Below are 18,066 nucleotides of genomic sequence, written 5' to 3' on the forward strand. Positions count from 1 at the left end.
TATCGAATCACATGGCGCTTAACCGTGTGTTCACTTGAAGGTCGGCGCCGACCAATGCTCCCAGATGTCGGGCAGATCGCTGGAGACCTTGTTGGGGAACGACGGCGGCCGCTTTTCGAGGAACGACATCACGCCCTCACGCGCGTCGGCCATCGCCCCGCGGGCCTGGATGCCGCGGCTGTCGGCGCGGTGCGCCTCCATCGGATGGGCCGCTCCGGCCATCCGCCAGAGCAACTGGCGGGTCAGGGCGATCGAGACCGGTGCGGTGTTTTCGACGATCTCCCTGGCCAGGGCCCTGGCCGCGGGCAGCAGTTCGTCCGGCGCATGCAGCGAGCGCACGAGGCCGCGGTCGAAGGCTTCCTGCGCCGGGAACACCCGGCCGGTGTAGCACCACTCCAACGCCGTCTGGACGCCGACCAGCCGCGGAAGGAACCAAGAGGAGGCCGCTTCCGGATTTAGCCCTCGGCGCGCGAAAACCAGGCCGAACCGGGCGTCGGTCGCGGCCATGCGGATATCCATCGGCAGCTGCATTGTGACGCCCACGCCCACCGCCGGGCCGTTGATCGCGCCGATCACCGGCTTGAGGCTGTCAAAGATGCGCAGCGAGACCAGACCGCCGCCGTCGCGCTGGACGCCCTCGCGGGTGCGCGCGGCCCGATCCTCGCCGCCGCGCTTGTCGTAGTCGAACGTCTCGCCGCCGGCCGACAGGTCAGCGCCGGCGCAGAAGGCGCGCCCTGCTCCGGTGACGATGACCGCCTTCACCGCATCGTCGCCGTCGGTCACGTCGAACGCGGCGATCAGGTCCCTCATCATCTGGGTGTTGAAGGCGTTGAGCTTGTCCGGACGGTTCAGGGTGATCGTCGCCACCCCATCCTCGACGCCGTAGCCGAGGGTCTCGAAACTGTGCGCGGCCATCTGATCCTCCCTGAAATTTCGTCTAGTCCGCCCCGCTTGACGGACGGTCCGTCAAGGCCCGCATACTCGCCTTAACAACGATAACTTTGGGAGGTCGGTCGAGACGCCAGAGAGCGTCCGGCCGCCGTAAGGAAGAGTTCATGCATCCGGCCAGCCACGCCCAGACCCACCCCGACCGCGCCGCCTACGTCATGGCCGGATCAGGCGAGACCGTGACCTACAAGCAGCTGGACGAGCGGTCGAACCAGGGCGCGCAGCTGTTTCGTTCCCTGGGCCTGAAGACCGGTGACGTGATCGCCATCCTCATGGAGAACCATCCGCGGTTCTTCGAGATCGCCTGGGCGGCCCAGCGCGCGGGCCTCTACTACGCTTGCATCTCATCCAAGCTGACCGCCGGCGAGATCGAATACATCATGAAGGACTGCGAGGCGAAGGTCCTGGTCACCTCGGCCGCTGTTGGCGGGGTGGTGGACGAACTTCCAGCGCTGCTTCCCGGCGTGAAGCTGTTCATGGTCGGCCAGCCGCGCGCCCCCTACGAGAGCTTCGAAGCCGCGCGTGACAAACAGCCGGCTTCGCCGATCGCCGACGAGAGCAGCGGGGCGGACATGCTCTACTCCTCGGGCACAACCGGCCGCCCCAAGGGCATCAAGCCGCCGCTGACCGGCGCGCCGATCGACGCGCCCTACCCGCTGGCGATGATGGCCCAGATGCTGTTCGGCTTTCAGCCCGACAGCGTCTATCTCTCGCCCGCCCCACTCTATCACGCCGCGCCGTTGCGCTGGTGCATGAGCGTCCAGCGTCTGGGCGGCACCGTCGTGGTGATGGAGAAGTTCGATCCGGAAGACGCCCTGGCGCTGATCGAGAAGCACAAGATCGACGTCGGCCAGTTCGTGCCCACCCACTTCGTTCGGATGCTGAAACTGCCGCCGGAAGTGCGCGCCAAGTACGACGTCTCGTCGATGCGGTCCGCCGTCCACGCCGCGGCCCCCTGCCCGATCCCGGTGAAGGAGCAGATGATGGCGTGGTGGGGCCCGGTGATCCACGAGTACTACGCCGGCAGCGAGGGTAACGGCTTCTGCTACATCGGCCCGCAGGACTGGCTGACCCACAAGGGCTCGGTCGGCAAGGCCACCACCGCCGAACTGCACATCGTAGGCGAGGATGGCGAAGAGGTGCCGCCGCGCACCGAGGGCGTGGTCTATTTCGGCGGCGGCGCGCCGCTGACCTATCACAACGCGCCCGACAAGATCGCCGAGAACACCAACAAGCATGGCTGGACGACGCTCGGCGATGTCGGCTGGGTCGACGAGGAAGGCTTCCTCTACCTGACCGACCGCAAGAGCTTCATGATCATCTCAGGCGGCGTGAACATCTATCCGCAGGAACTCGAGAACCTGCTGATCACCCACCCGAAGGTGGCCGACGCCGCAGTCGTCGGGGCGCCGGACGAGGAGATGGGTGAAAAGGTCGTGGCGGTCATCCAGCCGATGGACTGGAGCGCTGCCGGCGAAGACCTGAAGGCCGAGCTCGCCGCCTTCTGCCGCGCCAACCTCAGCCACGTGAAGTCGCCGCGCCTCATCGAGTTCATGCAGGAGCTGCCGCGCCACCCGACCGGCAAGCTCTACAAGCGCCTGATCCGCGACGCCTACTGGGGCAAGGAAGGCTCGCGCATCGTCTAAGGGGTGAGCGCCCGCCGCAAAGTTCTTATTTTGTTCTTGTCACGCCTGCAATCTATGCGACAGTGAAATCGGCGTCCCACATAGTGACGGGGGACGCATCTCCGTTGTTGAAATCGACAGGAACCTGAATGACGACGATGCCGAAAGGGCAGCCGCGCTCCGTACCTGACCCGGAGGGCGAACTCTACGACGCCAACATGGCCGACCTTAGGAGACGGCGAGAAGAGGCTGAAGCCGGGCAAACGAAGATCGCCCGGCCCAGTCTCGCGCAATCGTTCATTCCTGTAGTCGGCCCGGCCTGGGAGGCCGTCGCGGACTATCAGGACGGGAACTATGCGGGCGCCGTCTTCAATGGAGCGATGGCCGTCGCTGACGTCTTGCCGATCGGGATCGCAGCGAAGGGTGTTCGAGCAGCGAGCAAGGGTATCAAAGTTCTAAAGGAGGGCTCCGTCTCGGCGAACGCCGCGGCCAAGCAGATTCGGGCGAAGGGCTTGGCCGGCAAGGGGCAGGAGATCCATCACACGATTCCCTTGAAGGGCCTGAGCCGCACGGCCCAGGATCCTCGCAATCACTACGCGCTCCTAAAGGTGCTGCCGGTCGAGCAGCATCGGCGCCTGACGGGAAGTTGGAAGGGAAAGCCTCGCTACGATCCGGTCCGTCGCGTTTGGTACGGCACCACCGACTGGCAGAAGGCGCTGCCTACATCGATGGCGGCGAACCTGGCCGATGGCGTACAGAACCTTGTTCAGCCGCGAGGGACACCGCGCCGATGAGCTCGTCCGACGCTGACGCGATCACCTCTGATCTTGTCGATTTCAACTTCCCGGTGATTGGCTTCACGCCCGACCGAGAGATTTGGGGCTTTCCCGATCGAAGGTCGCTGACGACGTGCGGAAGGCTGACGCGGCGCGAGGGCAAGCCTCTCGGGATGGAACTCATAGACGGCGACGGGCTTCGCTGCCGCGTGACGGCGCTCCATGACGGAGGCCGGGCGGGCCCCTTCATTCCCTGGTTCATACAGGCGATGCTGGCCGGGCCGCAGTACCGGATCGAGTACAGCCTAGAGCGGCTGGGAAAGGCGACTCTGGATGAGGTCAAGGCGCGCGCCTGCGAGACGCTGGAGGCCTTTCCAAGCGACTACTGCCTCTTCGATGAGCACGAGACGGTCCTGCTTCCCCTGATGGCGCAAGTGCGCGCCGCCAGCAGTGTGGAAGAGATCTTCAAGCTTCTAGGCCCCGATACCTTCGAGGCCTACTGAGCGTCGAGATATCGGCGAGGCGGCGGCGCCTCGCCGATTCTGCGCTTAGTACGAACGGCCGATCAGGATTTCCTCGACCCCCGGGGCGCCGGTGAAGACGCAGGGGCCGAAGCTGGCGGGCTGCTGGCTCGGCGCATTGCGCAAAGTCAGCTTCAGCGCCTTGAGGCGCTCCACCACCTTATCCAGCTCGGCGCCGGTCGGGCGGCTCCAGGGCGCACGCACCCAGCCCTTGAAGGCCGAGGTTTCCTCGTCCTCGTCCGACAGTTGGCCGAAGTACTCGGCGACCTGCTCGAAGCTCGTCAGGTCGCTGCGGATGTTGGCGTCGAGACGGGCTTTGGCCTCGTCGAACAGCGACTGCTGGATCTCGGCCAGCAGCGCCGGGGCCTCGGCGACGAACTCGTCGCGCGCCAGGGCCTGGGACTTCACCTTGTCGCCGTCGCGCAGCCGGTCACGGCGCATGAAGCTGACCTGGCCGCCGGCCGCATCGCGCGGACCGAGTTCGACGATCACCGGCGCGCCGCGGCGCACCCAGTTCCAACGCTTGTCGCTCGACTTCTGGTCCTTGACGTCCAGCAGGGCGCGGATCGGCTCGCCGAGCGCGACCTGGGCGTTAAGGTCCTTCACCAGCCCCTCGGCATAGGCCAGGACCTGAGCGTCCTCTTCCTTGCCGCGCAGCATCGGCACGATGACGATCTGGCGCGGCGCAATGGCCGGCGGCAGGCGCAGGCCGTCGTCGTCGCCATGGGTCATGATCACGCCGCCGATCATGCGGGTCGACGTGCCCCAGCTGGAGGTGTGGCAGAACTCCATCTCGCCGCTGTCGCTCTGGTAGCGGATATTCTGGGCCCGCGAGAAGCTGGTGCCGAGGTAGTGCGAGGTGCCGGCCTGCAGCGCCTTGCCGTCCTGCATCATGGCTTCGATCGAATAGGTCGCATCCGCGCCGGGGAAGCGCTCGTTTTCCGGCTTCTCGCCGGCGACCACCGGCATGGCCAGGACGTTCTCGGAGAACTCTCGGTACATCTCCAGCGCCAGCAGGGTCGAGGCCAGCGCGTCCTCGCGCGTGGCGTGGGCGGTATGGCCCTCCTGCCAAAGGAATTCCGACGTGCGGAGGAACAGGCGCGTGCGCATCTCCCAGCGGACCACGTTGGCCCACTGATTGATCTTCAGCGGCAGGTCTCGATAGCTCTTGACCCAGCGCGAGAAGGCGTCGCCGATGATCGTCTCCGACGTCGGGCGGACGATCAGCGGCTCTTCCAGCTTGGCGTCCGGATCGGGCTGCAGCTTGCCGTCGATGCTCTTCAGCCGGTGGTGGGTCACCACCGCCATCTCCTTGGCGAAGCCGTCGACGTGTTCGGCCTCCTTGGCGAAAAAGCCCAGAGGGATGAAAAGCGGGAAGTAGGCGTTGTCGACGCCCATCTCCTTGATGCGCCGGTCCATGGTCTGCTGGATCCGTTCCCAGACGCCATAACCCCACGGCTTGATGATCATGGAGCCGCGCACCGGGCTGGATTCAGCCATGTCCGCCTCGCGGACGATCGCCTGATACCAGTCGGGGAAGGTCGACTTGTTGCCGGTCATCCGGCTGACGCTGAGAGCTCGTTGCATACGGCGCTCTTTAATGTCCCTGGCGGCGGCGTAAAGGCGTTGCGAGCGCCCAGACAGGTGCTAGATCTCGAACATCTGTTTCAATTGATTTGGGAGCAAACGATGAACCCGGTGGAGTTCAAGGATCTGCCCGGCCTGGTCGGTCAGGAAGTCGGCGTGTCGGACTGGGTCGAAATCACCCAGGAGCGGGTCAACCAATTCGCCGAAGCCACCGGCGACCATCAGTGGATCCACGTCGACGTCGAGCGCGCGACGAAGGAAATCGGCGGCCCGATCGCCCACGGTTACCTGACCCTGTCGCTGATCCCGTTCCTGGGCGCAGGCATGCTGCCGATCAAGGGCGTTACCCGCGGCATCAACTACGGCTCGGACAAGGTCCGCTTCATTAATATGGTCCGCGTCGGCAAGCGCGTGCGGATGCGCCAAAAGCTGATCGGCGCGGAGCCGAAGGCCGGCGGCATGCAGCTGAAGAACGAGTGCACCATCGAGATCGAAGGCGAGACCAAGCCAGCCTGCATCGCCGAGACCATCTCGGTGGTCTACGGCGCCTAAGCGCTCCGACTGGTCGTCAGATCATGAGAACGCCGCTCGTCTCTGCGACGGGCGGCGTTTTTCATTGCGGTGAGACCGCTTCCTCGGCCGAAGCGGCGCGCGCGCCGGTCATAGTCTCGGCCCGGGCGACCGTGATCGGCGCATGCGGGTCGTCCATGAGCGCCATCGTCTCACGGATGAACTTGGCGTGGGTGACGATGCCGATCTCCAGACGCTCGTTGTTCAGCTCGACCTGCTGGGTCAGCAGACCGGCGATGAACTGGACGTCCTGACCAGCATCGGCGCCGCCGACCCGGCGATGGGCCGCCTGCGACATGAAGACCGGACCGCCCGAATTGCCCGGGAACACCGTGAAGTCGAGCAGGAAGGTCGGGAACACCTGGGCCGGCGCCACCGGGAACGAGGCGACGCGGCCCGAACGCAGGATCGGGAAGCCCGCCTGGTTCGCCGCCAGCCCTCGCGGGAAGCCGAGAGCCATCATCTCGTCGCCGGCGCCTATATGGTTCGACTGGAAGGTGTCGTCGCCAGCGAGCCACGCCATCGGAATGGCGGACTTGGCGAAGGCTTCCGGCGCCGTGATCGAGATCGCCGCGACATCGCGCGAGGGATGCTTGGTCCAAAGTTGCGCGCCGTTCACGTCCCGGATCTTCAACGTCTGGGGCGAATAACTCCAGCTGCCGTCAGGATTGGAGATGCGATAGCCGATCCGCGCTTCGGCGCCAGGCATTTTGGCCAGCACGTGATTGGCGGTCACCAGCACCGTGCGGGGCGCGCCGTCCGGCCCGGTTTCGGCGATGAGGAACCCGGTGCCCACCGTGCGCGTTCCATCGCCCAGCGGCTGCTCCAGCTGGACGGTCGCGTGTATCAACTCAACTGCAAGATCCAAGGCATTCGCCCCTAGAAACTAAAGAACTCGTACGCTCCCCGACGATGAGCGTTACTTAGTTAAGAACGCCGTTAGCGGAAAGTCCGCCGAACCGCGCCCGATTGCCGCGCGGCGCGTTCATGTGCGCAATTAAGCAGCCAGTAGCGCGGCCAGCGCAAGGCTCGCACGGAGAGTTGAGCCGAGCATGTTGAAGCGTATCGCCGCGGGTCTCCGGATCCCGCCGGCCTCCCTCGCAGAACTCCAAAACGGCGAGCTGACGGTCCTGTCGACCGAGCGACTGTTCGCGGGCAAGCGCGCCATTGTCATGGGCATGCCCGGAGCCTTCAGCCCGACCTGCGCCCAAAGGCACCTCCCTGATTTCATCAGCAACGCCGAGCGGCTGAGCTCGGCTGGATTCCAGCTGCTGGCCTGCATCACACCCAACGACCCCTGGGTCATGGACCGCTGGGCCCAGGAGCTCGACCCCGACCGTAAAATCCGCTTCCTCTCCGACGGCAACCTCGAACTGACCCGAAAGCTTGGACTCAGCGTGCGAGCCGACAGCTACCACCTGGGCGAACGCAGCGCCCGCTACACCATGATCCTCAAGGACGCGGTGATTGAGAGGCTGGCGGTCGAGAACACCATTGAGGAGTTCGCCTGCACGGCAGTGGACGCGGTTCTGCTCTAGGTCTTGAGACGCAGGCCGCGGCGGCGCATTTAGCTTGCCATGAGCGCACCCAAGCCCCCCGCCGCCGCCCGCGTCCCCAAGGTCATCGAACAGCTCGGACGCAGCCGCACCGACGACTATGCCTGGATGAAGGACGACAACTGGCGCGAGGTGCTCCGCGATCCCAAGGTCCTGCGGGCTGACATCCGCGAGCACCTCGAGGCCGAGAACGCCTACACCAAGGCGCTGCTTGAGAAGACCGAGGCGCTGCAGGCCCAGTTGTTCGCCGAGATGAAGGGCCGCATCAAGGAGGACGATTCCAGCGTCCCCACCCCCGACGGCCCCTGGGAATACTATGCCCGCTACGAGATCGGGGCCGAGCACCCCGTCCACGGCCGCTGCGCGCGCGGCGGCGGCGAAGAACAGGTGCTGCTGGACGAAGACGCCCTGGCGAAGGGCAAGGCGTTCTTTCAGGTCGGCGCCGCAAGCCACAGCCCCGACCACAAGCTCTACGCCTGGGCCGCCGACGAGCAGGGCTCGGAGTATTATACCATCCGGGTCAAGGATCTGGAGAGCGGCCAGACGCTCGAACACACCATCGACAGCGCCTACGGCTCGTTCGTGTTCTCGCCCGACAGCGAATGGATCTTCTGGATCTGGCGCGACGAAAACGCCCGCCCCTCGAAGGTCTATCGGCGGCCAGTTCGCGGCGGGGAGGACGTGCTTGTCTACGAGGAGACCGACGAGGGCATGTTCCTGGGCGTAGGCCTGGCCTCGGACCGCAGCCACGTGCTGATCCACGTCGGCAACCAGGAGACCACCGAGCTGTGGCTGATCCCGGCCGCCGATCCGACCGCCGCACCGGTTGTCGCCGAGCCGCGCCAGGAAGGCGTGAAGTACGAGCTCGACCATTGGTCGGACCGCTGGGTGATCCGCACCAACGCCGACGGCGCGGTGGACTTCAAACTCGTTCAGTCGTCGGCGCCCGTCCCCGCCCGCGCGACCTGGACCGATTTCGTGGCTCATGAGCCCGGCCGCTTCATTACCGGATTCGCCGCCTTCGCCGACTTCCTGGCGCGGCTGGAGCGAGTGAACGCCAACGACCGCATCGTGATCATGGCGCGTGACGGCGCAAGCCACGAGATCGCCTTCGACGAGGAGGCCTACGCGCTCTCGCTGGAAGGCGGGCTGGAGTACGACACCACGCTGACCCGCTTCGTCTATCAGTCGCCGACGACGCCGCGGCAGTGGTTCGACTACGACATGGCCAGCCGTGAGCGGACGCTGCGCAAGACCCAGGAGATCCCGTCCGGCCACGATCCCGCCCGCTACGTCGCGCGCCGCCTCTACGCCACGGCCCACGACGGGGCCCAGGTGCCCATCACGGTGCTGATGCTGAAGGACACACCGCTCGACGGCTCGGCGCCGCTGCTGCTTTACGGCTACGGCTCCTACGGGCACGCCATGGAGCCGACCTTCTCGATCCGCAACCTCAGCCTCGTGGACCGCGGCTGGATCTGGGCGGTGGCGCATATCCGCGGCGGCTCCGATAAGGGCTGGGGCTGGTTCCTCGATGGCCGCAAGGAGAAGAAGACCAACACCTTCACCGACTTCATCGCCTGCGCCGAACACCTGAGCGCCAACGGTTACGGCAAGGCGGGGCGGATGGTCGCCTATGGCGGCTCGGCCGGCGGCATGTTGATGGGCGCTGTGGTCAACATGCGTCCGGACCTCTGGAGCGGCATCGTCGCCGCCGTGCCGTTCGTCGATGTGCTCAACACCATGAGCGACACCACCCTGCCCCTGACCCCGCCGGAATGGCCCGAATGGGGCAATCCGCTGGAGGACGCCGAGGCCTACGATCGCATCGCGAGCTACAGCCCCTACGACCAGGTCGCAGCCAAGCCCTATCCGCCGATCCTCGCGACGGGCGGCCTCAGCGATCCGCGCGTCACCTACTGGGAGCCGCAAAAGTGGGTCGCCAAGCTGCGCGACAATACGACCGGCGACGCTCCCATCCTGCTCAAGATCAACATGGAGGCCGGGCACGGCGGCGCTTCGGGCCGTTTCGACTTCCTCAAGGAGATCGCGCTCGACTACGCCTTCGCAATCTGGGCGCAGGAACGGGGTTGGGAACAGTGATCGTAAGGGCTTCGACGACGGAGGACGCCACGGCCTTGGCCGAGATCTACGGCCATCACGTGCTGAACGGCTTCGGGACCTTCGAAGAGGTCCCGCCCAGCGTCCAGGACATGGCCGCCCGCCGCCAGGCGATCGTCGAGCGCGGCCTCCCCTATCTGGTCGCCGAGGACGCCGGCCGCATACTGGGCTTCGCCTATGCCGGTCCATTCCGCCCCCGCGCGGCCTATCGCTACACCGTCGAGGACAGCGTCTACATCGCGCCCGACGCGCTCGGCCGGGGCGTCGGCAAGGCGGTCCTTGGGGCGGTGATCCAGGCCTGCGAAGCGTTCGGCATCCGCCAAGTCGTCGCGGTGATCGGCGACTCGGAGAACGCCGGCTCGATCGGCCTGCATCGGTCGCTCGGGTTCGAGCACGCCGGGGTCGGCAAGGGCTTCGGCTGGAAGAAGGGACGCTGGGTCGACATCGTCTGGATGCGCAAAGCGCTCAACGGCGGCGACACGAGCGCGCCTGACGCCGCCGGCATGGTCCTGGGCGGGGCCTAAGCGCCCCTTGCCAACCGGCCGGCCTGGCTGGCCCTGCCAGGCCGCCACAGCTCACCGAGCGACCGTGCGGATGAGGCCGTCACGGCAGGCGCCAGACGGGCGGCGTCGTGGCGTCGGACCTTCGCTCAATTTCAGGAGGATATGGCTGGGGAACTAGGACTCGAACCTAGAATGACGGTACCAAAAACCGCAGTGTTACCATTACACCATTCCCCAGCAGGAACGGCTACGGAGGATATGTCCCCCGCGGCGAGGGCGTGGAGATAGCCCAACAGTTCGCAGGATGCAACGCCCCAAAAAAGGTCTTTCTGACCCGCTTGCGGTGCTGAACGATCGCCTCTATAAGGCGCCCTCCCAAGTCGGAGTGTGGCTCAGTCTGGTAGAGCACCGCGTTCGGGACGCGGGGGTCGCAGGTTCGAATCCTGCCACTCCGACCATTTTTCCCGCCCATCCCGAGGGCGACCCGAGCACGGCGATGGGACGCCGTGACACATGCGCCAAGCGCGCTTCACCTGCTCAGCGATGCGCGTACGGGAAGACGTCGATCGGCCCGCCGGCGACGGTGTCCGATGCGTCTACGCCCGACGCGCCGGTGGCGGCCAGTTGCGAGCGTGAATCGTCCTGCGGCTGGAAGTCCAGGAAGACCTGCTCCAACGAGCGGGTCTCCGGCAGCACATAGACAACGCCCTTGGTGCTCTTGAAGGTCGGCAGCACGATCTGTTGGTAGAACTCGACCGGCACATTGATGCAGCCGAACGTGATCCGATTGTCGTCGGCGCCCGGCGACCGCAGCCGCTGCAGGCGGTGTTCCCGCGGATTGTTGGTCACCACCTGATGCAGCGACACCGCAGTCTCGTAGTCCACCCAGAAGATGTCCTTGTCTCCCGGCTCCTCGCCGAAGCCCGCGACGAATCGGCCAGCAGGCGTCGTGCGTTCCTCGGGCGGAATCTTGGCGAGTTCCTTCTCGCCGATCCCGGGCGCCGAATCGTCGCCGCGCGCCAGCCCCAGCAGGGCGGGCGCCACGCCGCGAAGGCGGCCGTCAGCGCCGAACACGAAGACTTCGGCCGACACCTTGTCGATGATGATGAACGGCAGGCCGTTGTAGTCGCCGGAAGCGATCACCCAGTCGGCGAGCCGCACGACCTCTTTCGAGGCCGGCGTCTGCGCCTGCTCGGCCGGGACTTCGGGCGTCGCAGCGGCTGCGGTCGAGGCTGCAGAAACCCCGACCGACAACACGCCAAGCGCCCAGGCCGCCAACAACGCTTTCAAAGGATCGCGCATGGAATTCGTCCCACCAACCCAACGCCGCAACCTGCGGCGCAAAGAACGAACGTGTGACGGCGCAGATCGTCGAAATTGGGACGATCAGTTTCTCGGCATCTTTGTGGGACGCGCAGCGGCCGCCTGCTCGACCCGGTCCACCCGAGCGGTCAGTTGGTCGAGGCGCTGATTCGCGTTGCGGGCGTCGCCGGCGGCGGCCTGGGCCGCACTATTGGCGGCGTCGGCACGCTGAATCGCATCCGTCGCCTTGGCGTCGACAGCGTCGATGCGCCCGTTCACCGTGGCGATCTGCTGATCGACATAGTCAGTTGTGGCGCAGCCGCTCAAAGCCAACCCGCCTACCGCCAGGAGCGAGACGAACCGTACGCTCGCCCAGGGATTCTTCAGTCGGACCATTTCGCACGTCCTCTATGGTTGAGAAGGAATGGTCGCCCAAACTGCTGAGCGCCTATACCCGGCGAATCCCTTAGTTCGCGTCCGCTTGTCTGCTGATGCCGCCCGCGGCTGCGCCCCCGCCTAGTCGGCCTTGGACTGCCCCTTTGCGCCCGCCTCGGCCGCCGCCAGGACGCGCAGGAAGTTCCCGCCCCAGATCGCGTCGACCTGCTCCTCGCTATAGCCGCGCGCCAGCAGTTCGCCTGTCACGTTGGGGGCGTCGGCCTCGTCCCGGAAGCCGGGAATGCCCGAACCATGGTTGAAGTCCGTACCGACGCCGACGTGGTCGGCCCCGATGCGCTTGGCGATGTAGTCGATGTGATCGACGTAGTCCTTCAGCGTCGCCTGGGGCGACAGGGCCCGGTAGGCGGCGAAGAACGCGTCGCGTCGCTCCGCCGGCAGATCGTCCGCCCCCTGGTAGCCAGGCTTGTCGGCGGCTAGCCCGTATTGGGCCCGCAACGCCTTCAGACGCGGCGCATAGTCCGCCGGCGAGGGCAGCAGATAGGCGTTGAACGGCACGACCTGCACCACCCCGCCGTTGGCCTTGATCGCGTCGAGCTCGGCGTCCGAAAGGTTGCGGGTGTTGTCGGCCAGGCCACGCGCCGCCGAGTGGGTCGCCACGACCGGCGTGCGGGTCAGTTCCAGCGTCTGGAACACGCCCTTAGGCGTCAACTGCGAGATGTCGATCAGCATCCCCAGGTCGTTCAGCCGTCCGACCGCCGCCTTGCCAAGCGGCGACAGCCCGCCGTGCTGCTCGCCCGCCCCCTGCTGCGGCCGTGAGGAATCGGCGAAGGCGTTGTTGCCGGCGTGGTTCAGCGCCGCGACCCTCACACCGTCGGCCTTCAGACGATCGAATTCAGCGACGTCGGGCTGCAGCGAGTAGGCGTTCTGGAAGCTGATCAGCACCGCGATCTTTCCCTGTCCGACGATCGTGCGCACGTCCTCGGCGGAAAGGGCGATCGCGATGTCGGCGGGATGGTCGGCCGCCAACTTGCGGATCGCCGCCAGCTTGACGTCGGCCTCCGCGCGAGCGGCCGCATGGCCCTCGGGCGTGTCCGGCCCGGTGGAGACAGCGACCGCATAGACCAGGGCGTCGACGCCGCCGGCCTTAAGCTTGTCGAGCTCCGTATAGGACCTGCCGTCCGGCGCGTAATAGCGCGCGTTGGTCCCTGACAGCAGAACGTCGACGTGGCCGTCGAGCACCAGGGCCCGCCCGTGGACGGCCGAAACGTCCGCGGCGACCGCCGGGACCGACATCAAGGCCAGCATCGCCCCCGCGGCCAGCAGGGTGTGACGCGCCAGGCGCACGTTCGAGATCATGATCTTCTCCAATGAAACCGGCGCCGCCCCAGCGCGATCGCCGCTATATTCCCACACTGTTGATAGGAATTATTGTCTCAACGGAGATTTTCTGCCGCAGCTAGGAGCTAGGCCGCAGCGGGGCGACAAGGCGAGGGACGCGCCCTCGCCTTGCACAGGTCATTCGCCGCCGGCTTCCCAGCCACCGCCCAGCGCCTTGAAGAGGGCGATCTGGCTGGTGGTCACCTGGGCGTCGGACTGGGCAAGCTGGGCCTCCAGCGAAGCCAGTTGGCGCTCGGCCACCAGCACGTTCAGCAGACTGTCGACGCCGGCTTCATTGCGCAGCCGGGCCAACCGCGCCGCGGTCGCGCCTTCGTCACGGGCGCGCTTGAGCGCGGCGCGGCGATCAAGCTCGCGGGCGTACTGGGTCAACGCTGTCTCGGTCTCCTGCAGCGCGGTCAGGTTGGCCTTCTCGAAGTTGGCCAGCGCCGCCTCGGCCCCGGCGCCTGCCTGCTTCACGCGGGCGCGGGCGGCCAGGATGTTCGGGAAGCTCCAGTTGATCAGCGGCCCGACATTGAAGGTGTAGTCGTCGCCGAGATCTCCGGTCCGCGCGCCCGTGGTGGCGATGCCGCCGCCAATGGTCACGGACGGGTAGAGCGAGGCGGTCGCGATGCCGATCCGGGCGGTGGCCGCGGCGAGCTCACGCTCGGCTTGGCGCACGTCCGGACGCCGGGCGAGCATGCCCGCGCCGTCGCCGACCGGGATCGCCTGGACCACCTGCGGGGTGGTCTGGCAACTCAGCACCGCCTGGGGCGCCTCGGCCGGCGTCTTGCCGGTCAGCAGGGCCAGTCGGAACAGCGCCGCCGACCGCTGGGCGTCGAGAGACGGCAGCACCGCCTTCGAGGTCTCCAGCTGCGTCGCCGCCGCCGAGGTGTCGGCCGCGGTGCCGCGTCCGGCTTCGAGCTGACGAGCGGTCAGGTCATAGGTGTTCTGCTGCAGCTCGATGGTACGCCGGGTCACCGCGATCTGGGCGTTGGCCGCACAGATATCGGCATAAGCCCGGGCGGTCTCGGCGGCGACCGAGACCCGAACCACGTCGAGCGCCGCTTGCGCGGCGGCCACGTCGGCGCGGTTGGCCTCTAGGCTGCGACGCACGCGGCCGAACAGGTCGACCTCGTAGGACATGTCGAAGCCGGCCCGGTACTGGTCGCCGTCGGCGAACTGGCCCGTCACCAGGTCCTGGCCCCGGACCCGCTGGCCCGAGGCCGAGATGGTGGTCGACGGCAGCAGCCCCGAGCGGGTCTCGTTCAGCACCGCCCGCACCCGGGAGAGGTTCGCGGCGGCGACGGCGACGTCCTTGTTGGCGACCAGGGCCTCCTGAACCAGACCATCGAGGGTCGGATCCTGGAACAGCCGCCACCAGTCGCCGGGCGGAGCCTCGGCCGCGGCGATCCCCGGTTCGGCCGAGATGAACGTCCCCTGCCCCGACGCGACCGGCGCCGGGACCTTGTAGTTCGGTCCGGCGGCGCAGGCGGTCAGCGCCGTGGCGCCCAGCAGCGCAGGGATCATCTTAAGGCGGATCACTTCGCGCCTCCTTCGTACTCGAGCGGGTGGTGCGGCGTGCCGCCCCCGGTGGTCGGATAGGTCTTCTCTTCCTTGCCCTTGGCCTTCGGCAGGCGCGCGGCCAGCCAGCGACAGAGCACGTAGAAGACCGGCGTGAAGATCAGGCCGAAGATGGTCACCCCCAGCATCCCGAAGAACACCGCCGTGCCCAGCGCCTGACGCATCTCCGCCCCCGGCCCCGTCGCGATCGCCAGCGGCAGCACGCCCAGGATGAAGGCGAACGAGGTCATCAAGATCGGCCGCAGACGCGTCCGGGCCGCCTGAATGGCCGCGTCGAACCGATTGGCGCCCTCGTCTTCTTCCGCCTGCTTGGCGAATTCGACGATGAGGATCGCGTTCTTGGCGGCGAGCGCGACGAGGACGATCAGGCCGATCTGGGTCAGGATGTTGTTGTCCTGGCCACGCAGGTTCACCCCGAGGATCGCTGCGAGGATACACATCGGCACGATCAGGATGACCGCCAGCGGCAGGGTAAAGGCCTCGTACTGGGCAGCCAGCACCAGGAACACGAACACCACCGCGAGGACGAAGATCAGGGCGCCGGAGTTGCCGGCCGCCTTCTCCTGGTAGGCCAGTTCCGTCCACTCGTAGCTGAAGCCGGCCGGCAGCACCTTGGCCGCATGCTGCTCCATCGCCGTGAGCGCATCGCCCGAGGCGACCCCCGGAGGCGCGCCGCCCTGCACTTCTGCGGCGGGGAAGAGGTTGTAGCGGACCACGCGGACCGGACCGGTCTCGTCCTTCACTGTGGCCAGCGAGCCCAGCGGAACCATGCCGCCGGAAGCGGAACGGACCTTGATGCCGGCGATGTCGGACGGATCGTCCCGCGCGTCGGACTCCGCCTGCGCGGTCACCCGGAAGGTGCGGCCGAGCAGGTTGAAGTCGTTGACGTAGGTCGAGCCGAGATAGGTGCTCATGGCGTCATAGATCGCGCCGGGCTGAACCCCCATCAGCAGAGCCTTGTCGCGGTCGATCTCGGCGGTCACCCGGGGCGAGCCGGTGTTGAACTGCGAGAAGACGCCGACCGTGCTCTGCGGGGTCTGCGAGGCGGCGCCGACGAGACCGTTGGCGGCCTGCTCCAGCGCGGCGTAGCCGGCGCCCGAGCGGTCCTGGACCATCATCTTGAAGCCGCCGGCATTGCCCATGCCCTCGACGGGCGGCGGAGCCAGGAAGAAGATGTTCGCTTCCTGAATGCCCGACAGGCGACCCATGACCATGCCCGCCATGTTGTCGGCGCTCATTTCCTTGCCGCGCTTGGACCAGTCGTCGAGCTTCACGAAGAACACGCCGCCGTTGGACATGGCCGAGAAGCTGGCTCCGTCGAGGCCGGCGAAGGCGGAGACGCCCTGAACGCCAGGGGTGTCCTGCACGATGGCCGCGGCTTGGCGGACGACAGCATCCGTACGCTCGAGCGAGGCGCCCGGCGGAAGCTGGACGACGCCGATCAGGAAGCCCTGGTCCTGCTGCGGGATAAAGCCGGTCGGAGTGGCGGTCAGGCGCCAGCCGGTCAGCAGGATCAGGCCCGCATAGATCACCAGCACGATCATGCTGGCGCGCACCAGGCGGGCGGTCAGCGCGCCGTACTTGTCGCTCAGCCAATCGAAGCCGCTGTTGAACTTCTGACCGGCCATCTTGATCGGCCGCATCCAGCGCGGGCCGGTGTCGAGAGAATGCTCGACGTGCGGCTTCAGCAGGAGCGCGGCCAGGGCCGGCGACAGGGTCAGTGAGGTTAGCAGCGAGATCACCGAGGCCGCCGAGATGGTCACGGCGAACTGGCGGAAGAACATGCCGGGGATGCCGGGCATGAACGCGGTCGGCACGAACACAGCCAGCAGCACCAGCCCAATGGCGATCAGGGCGCCGGACACTTCGTCCATGGTCCTGAAGGCCGCCTCCCTGGGCGTCATGCCTCGACGTATGTTCCGCTCGACCGCCTCGACGACGACGATGGCGTCGTCGACCACGATGCCGACCGCCAGCACGAGGGCGAACATCGACAGCGAGTTCAACGAGTAGCCAAGCGCCAATTGGACCGCGAAGGTGCCGACCAGCGCGACCGGGATGGCGAGGATCGGAATGATCGCCGCGCGCCAAGTCTGCAGGAACACCATGATCACGACGACGACGAGGATCACCGCTTCGAACAGAGTGCTCTGCACCGACGAGACCGACGCCTCGACGAATTCGGTCGGGTTGTAGGGGATGGAGTAGCTCACGCCTTGAGGCATGGACGGCTTGAGTTCCTCGACCGCCTTCATGACTTCGGCGGCGGTCGACAGAGCGTTGGCGCCCGGCTGCTGGATAATCGCCAGGCCGATGCCGCGGTTGCCGTCGAAGTAGCCGCGCATCCCGTAGTCCTGGGCGCCCAGCTCGACCCGGCCGATGTCGCGTACGCGCGTCACGCGTCCGTCGGCGTCGGTGCGGATGACGATGTTGGCGAACTCTTCCGGGTCGGCCAGACGGCCCTGGACCTGCACCGGCAGCTGGAAGGCCGCGCCGGTGTCGTTCGGGGCCTGGCCGAGAGCGCCGCCCGCGGCCTGGACGTTCTGGGCCCGAAGCGCCGCCACGATCTCGTCTGAGGTCAGGTTGCGCGCTGAGGCCTTGCCGGGGTCGATCCAGACCCGCATCGAGTAGAAGCCGCCGCCGAACACCTGCACGCCGCCGACGCCCTTGATGCGCAGCAGACGGTCGCGAACCGTCGAGTTCGCGAAGTTGCCGATGTGGTCGAGGTCGGCGTTCGGGTCCTCCGAGGTCAGGGCGACCAGCAGCAGGAAGCCGGACAGCTGCTTGTTCACAGTGACGCCGACTTGGCGCACCTGCTCTGGCAGGCGCGGCGTGGCGAGCGCCACCCGGTTCTGGACGAGCACCTGCGCGGCGTCGAGGTCGGTGCCCGGCTCGAAGGTCACGGAAATCGTCGCCATGCCGTCGGCGGTCGACGACGAGGTCATGTAGAGCATGCCCTCGACGCCGTTGATTTCCTGTTCGATCGGCGCGGCGACAGTCTCGGCGAGAGTCTCGGCCGAGGCGCCGGGATAGACGGCGGTGACCGCGATGGTCGGGGGCGCGATGTCCGGGTACTGCGACAGCGGCAGTAGCGGCAAGGCGAAGGCCCCGATCAGGGCGATGAACACCGACAGCACGCCCGCGAAGATCGGGCGGTCGATGAAGAAGTGCGAGAAACGCATGGATTCCGGTCCTGGATCGGG

15 protein-coding genes and 2 tRNA genes are annotated in these 18,066 nt (G+C 66.9%); 8 read left to right on the forward strand and 9 right to left on the reverse strand.

All coding sequences use genetic code 11. The features are described from left to right. Window positions 1–30: 30 nt before the first annotated feature. Window positions 31–915 (reverse strand): crotonase/enoyl-CoA hydratase family protein, encoded by an 885-nt coding sequence (locus GGQ61_RS15670; protein WP_183774654.1) that lies wholly within the window; start codon window positions 913–915, stop codon window positions 31–33. A gap of 140 nt (window positions 916–1,055) precedes the next feature. Here GGQ61_RS15670 and GGQ61_RS15675 point away from each other — a divergent pair, with 140 nt between their 5' ends. From GGQ61_RS15675 to GGQ61_RS15685, 3 genes are all read left to right on the forward strand, one after another. Beyond that, on the forward strand, window positions 1,056–2,594 hold the full coding sequence (locus tag GGQ61_RS15675; RefSeq protein WP_183774657.1) for an acyl-CoA synthetase: 1,539 nt from the start codon (window positions 1,056–1,058) through the stop codon (window positions 2,592–2,594). Window positions 2,595–2,722: 128 nt separating this feature from the next. Further along, window positions 2,723–3,367, forward strand: a complete 645-nt coding sequence (locus tag GGQ61_RS15680; RefSeq protein WP_183774661.1) for a hypothetical protein — start codon at window positions 2,723–2,725, stop codon at window positions 3,365–3,367. After that, complete coding sequence (locus GGQ61_RS15685) at window positions 3,364–3,852, forward strand: hypothetical protein (RefSeq protein WP_183774664.1); 489 nt, start codon at window positions 3,364–3,366, stop codon at window positions 3,850–3,852. Before GGQ61_RS15680 ends, GGQ61_RS15685 begins: the two co-directional genes overlap by 4 nt. 45 nt (window positions 3,853–3,897) lie before the next feature. Here GGQ61_RS15685 and GGQ61_RS15690 read toward each other — a convergent pair whose 3' ends face one another. Then, window positions 3,898–5,457, reverse strand: coding sequence for an aminoacyl--tRNA ligase-related protein (locus GGQ61_RS15690; protein WP_183774667.1), 1,560 nt, complete (start codon window positions 5,455–5,457; stop codon window positions 3,898–3,900). Between the two features lie 102 nt (window positions 5,458–5,559). Here GGQ61_RS15690 and GGQ61_RS15695 point away from each other — a divergent pair, with 102 nt between their 5' ends. Further along, window positions 5,560–6,009, forward strand: coding sequence for a MaoC family dehydratase (locus GGQ61_RS15695; RefSeq protein WP_183774670.1), 450 nt, complete (start codon window positions 5,560–5,562; stop codon window positions 6,007–6,009). 61 nt (window positions 6,010–6,070) lie between these two features. On the opposite strand, the gene GGQ61_RS15700 is transcribed toward GGQ61_RS15695, so the two are convergent. Then, window positions 6,071–6,895: a trypsin-like serine peptidase gene (locus GGQ61_RS15700; protein WP_183774673.1), complete on the reverse strand. Its 825-nt coding sequence runs from the start codon at window positions 6,893–6,895 to the stop codon at window positions 6,071–6,073. A gap of 184 nt (window positions 6,896–7,079) precedes the next feature. On the opposite strand from GGQ61_RS15700, the gene GGQ61_RS15705 reads away from it, so the two are divergent. Genes GGQ61_RS15705 through GGQ61_RS22300 form a run of 3 tightly spaced genes read left to right on the forward strand, consistent with a single transcriptional unit; the run spans window position 7,080 to window position 10,228 of the window. After that, complete coding sequence (locus tag GGQ61_RS15705; protein WP_183774676.1) at window positions 7,080–7,565, forward strand: peroxiredoxin family protein; 486 nt, start codon at window positions 7,080–7,082, stop codon at window positions 7,563–7,565. Between the two features lie 39 nt (window positions 7,566–7,604). Further along, window positions 7,605–9,686: a S9 family peptidase gene (locus tag GGQ61_RS22295; protein WP_246370947.1), complete on the forward strand. Its 2,082-nt coding sequence runs from the start codon at window positions 7,605–7,607 to the stop codon at window positions 9,684–9,686. Further along, window positions 9,683–10,228 carry a GNAT family N-acetyltransferase gene (locus GGQ61_RS22300; RefSeq protein ID WP_343056157.1) on the forward strand — a complete coding sequence of 182 codons (546 nt, stop codon included), beginning with the start codon at window positions 9,683–9,685 and terminating at the stop codon, window positions 10,226–10,228. The genes GGQ61_RS22295 and GGQ61_RS22300 overlap by 4 nt, the downstream gene beginning before the upstream one ends. A gap of 142 nt (window positions 10,229–10,370) precedes the next feature. Here the strand turns inward: GGQ61_RS22300 and GGQ61_RS15715 are convergent. Continuing rightward, window positions 10,371–10,444 (reverse strand) — tRNA-Gln (locus GGQ61_RS15715). Window positions 10,445–10,588: 144 nt separating this feature from the next. On the opposite strand from GGQ61_RS15715, the gene GGQ61_RS15720 reads away from it, so the two are divergent. Further along, window positions 10,589–10,665 (forward strand) — tRNA-Pro (locus GGQ61_RS15720). Between the two features lie 79 nt (window positions 10,666–10,744). On the opposite strand, the gene GGQ61_RS15725 is transcribed toward GGQ61_RS15720, so the two are convergent. From GGQ61_RS15725 to GGQ61_RS15745, 5 genes are all read right to left on the reverse strand, one after another. Continuing rightward, window positions 10,745–11,509 carry a hypothetical protein gene (locus tag GGQ61_RS15725; RefSeq protein WP_183774681.1) on the reverse strand — a complete coding sequence of 255 codons (765 nt, stop codon included), beginning with the start codon at window positions 11,507–11,509 and terminating at the stop codon, window positions 10,745–10,747. Between the two features lie 84 nt (window positions 11,510–11,593). Next, window positions 11,594–11,905, reverse strand: a complete 312-nt coding sequence (locus GGQ61_RS15730; protein WP_183774685.1) for a hypothetical protein — start codon at window positions 11,903–11,905, stop codon at window positions 11,594–11,596. Window positions 11,906–12,025: 120 nt separating this feature from the next. Further along, complete coding sequence (locus GGQ61_RS15735) at window positions 12,026–13,261, reverse strand: dipeptidase (protein ID WP_183774688.1); 1,236 nt, start codon at window positions 13,259–13,261, stop codon at window positions 12,026–12,028. Between the two features lie 159 nt (window positions 13,262–13,420). Continuing rightward, on the reverse strand, window positions 13,421–14,824 hold the full coding sequence (locus GGQ61_RS15740; RefSeq protein WP_343056154.1) for an efflux transporter outer membrane subunit: 1,404 nt from the start codon (window positions 14,822–14,824) through the stop codon (window positions 13,421–13,423). After that, window positions 14,821–18,045, reverse strand: a complete 3,225-nt coding sequence (locus GGQ61_RS15745) for an efflux RND transporter permease subunit (RefSeq protein ID WP_183774691.1) — start codon at window positions 18,043–18,045, stop codon at window positions 14,821–14,823. The genes GGQ61_RS15740 and GGQ61_RS15745 overlap by 4 nt, the downstream gene beginning before the upstream one ends. Between the last annotated feature and the right edge of the window lie 21 nt (window positions 18,046–18,066).

The organism is Phenylobacterium haematophilum (genome assembly GCF_014196295.1).
Classification (GTDB): Bacteria; Pseudomonadota; Alphaproteobacteria; order Caulobacterales; family Caulobacteraceae; genus Phenylobacterium; species Phenylobacterium haematophilum.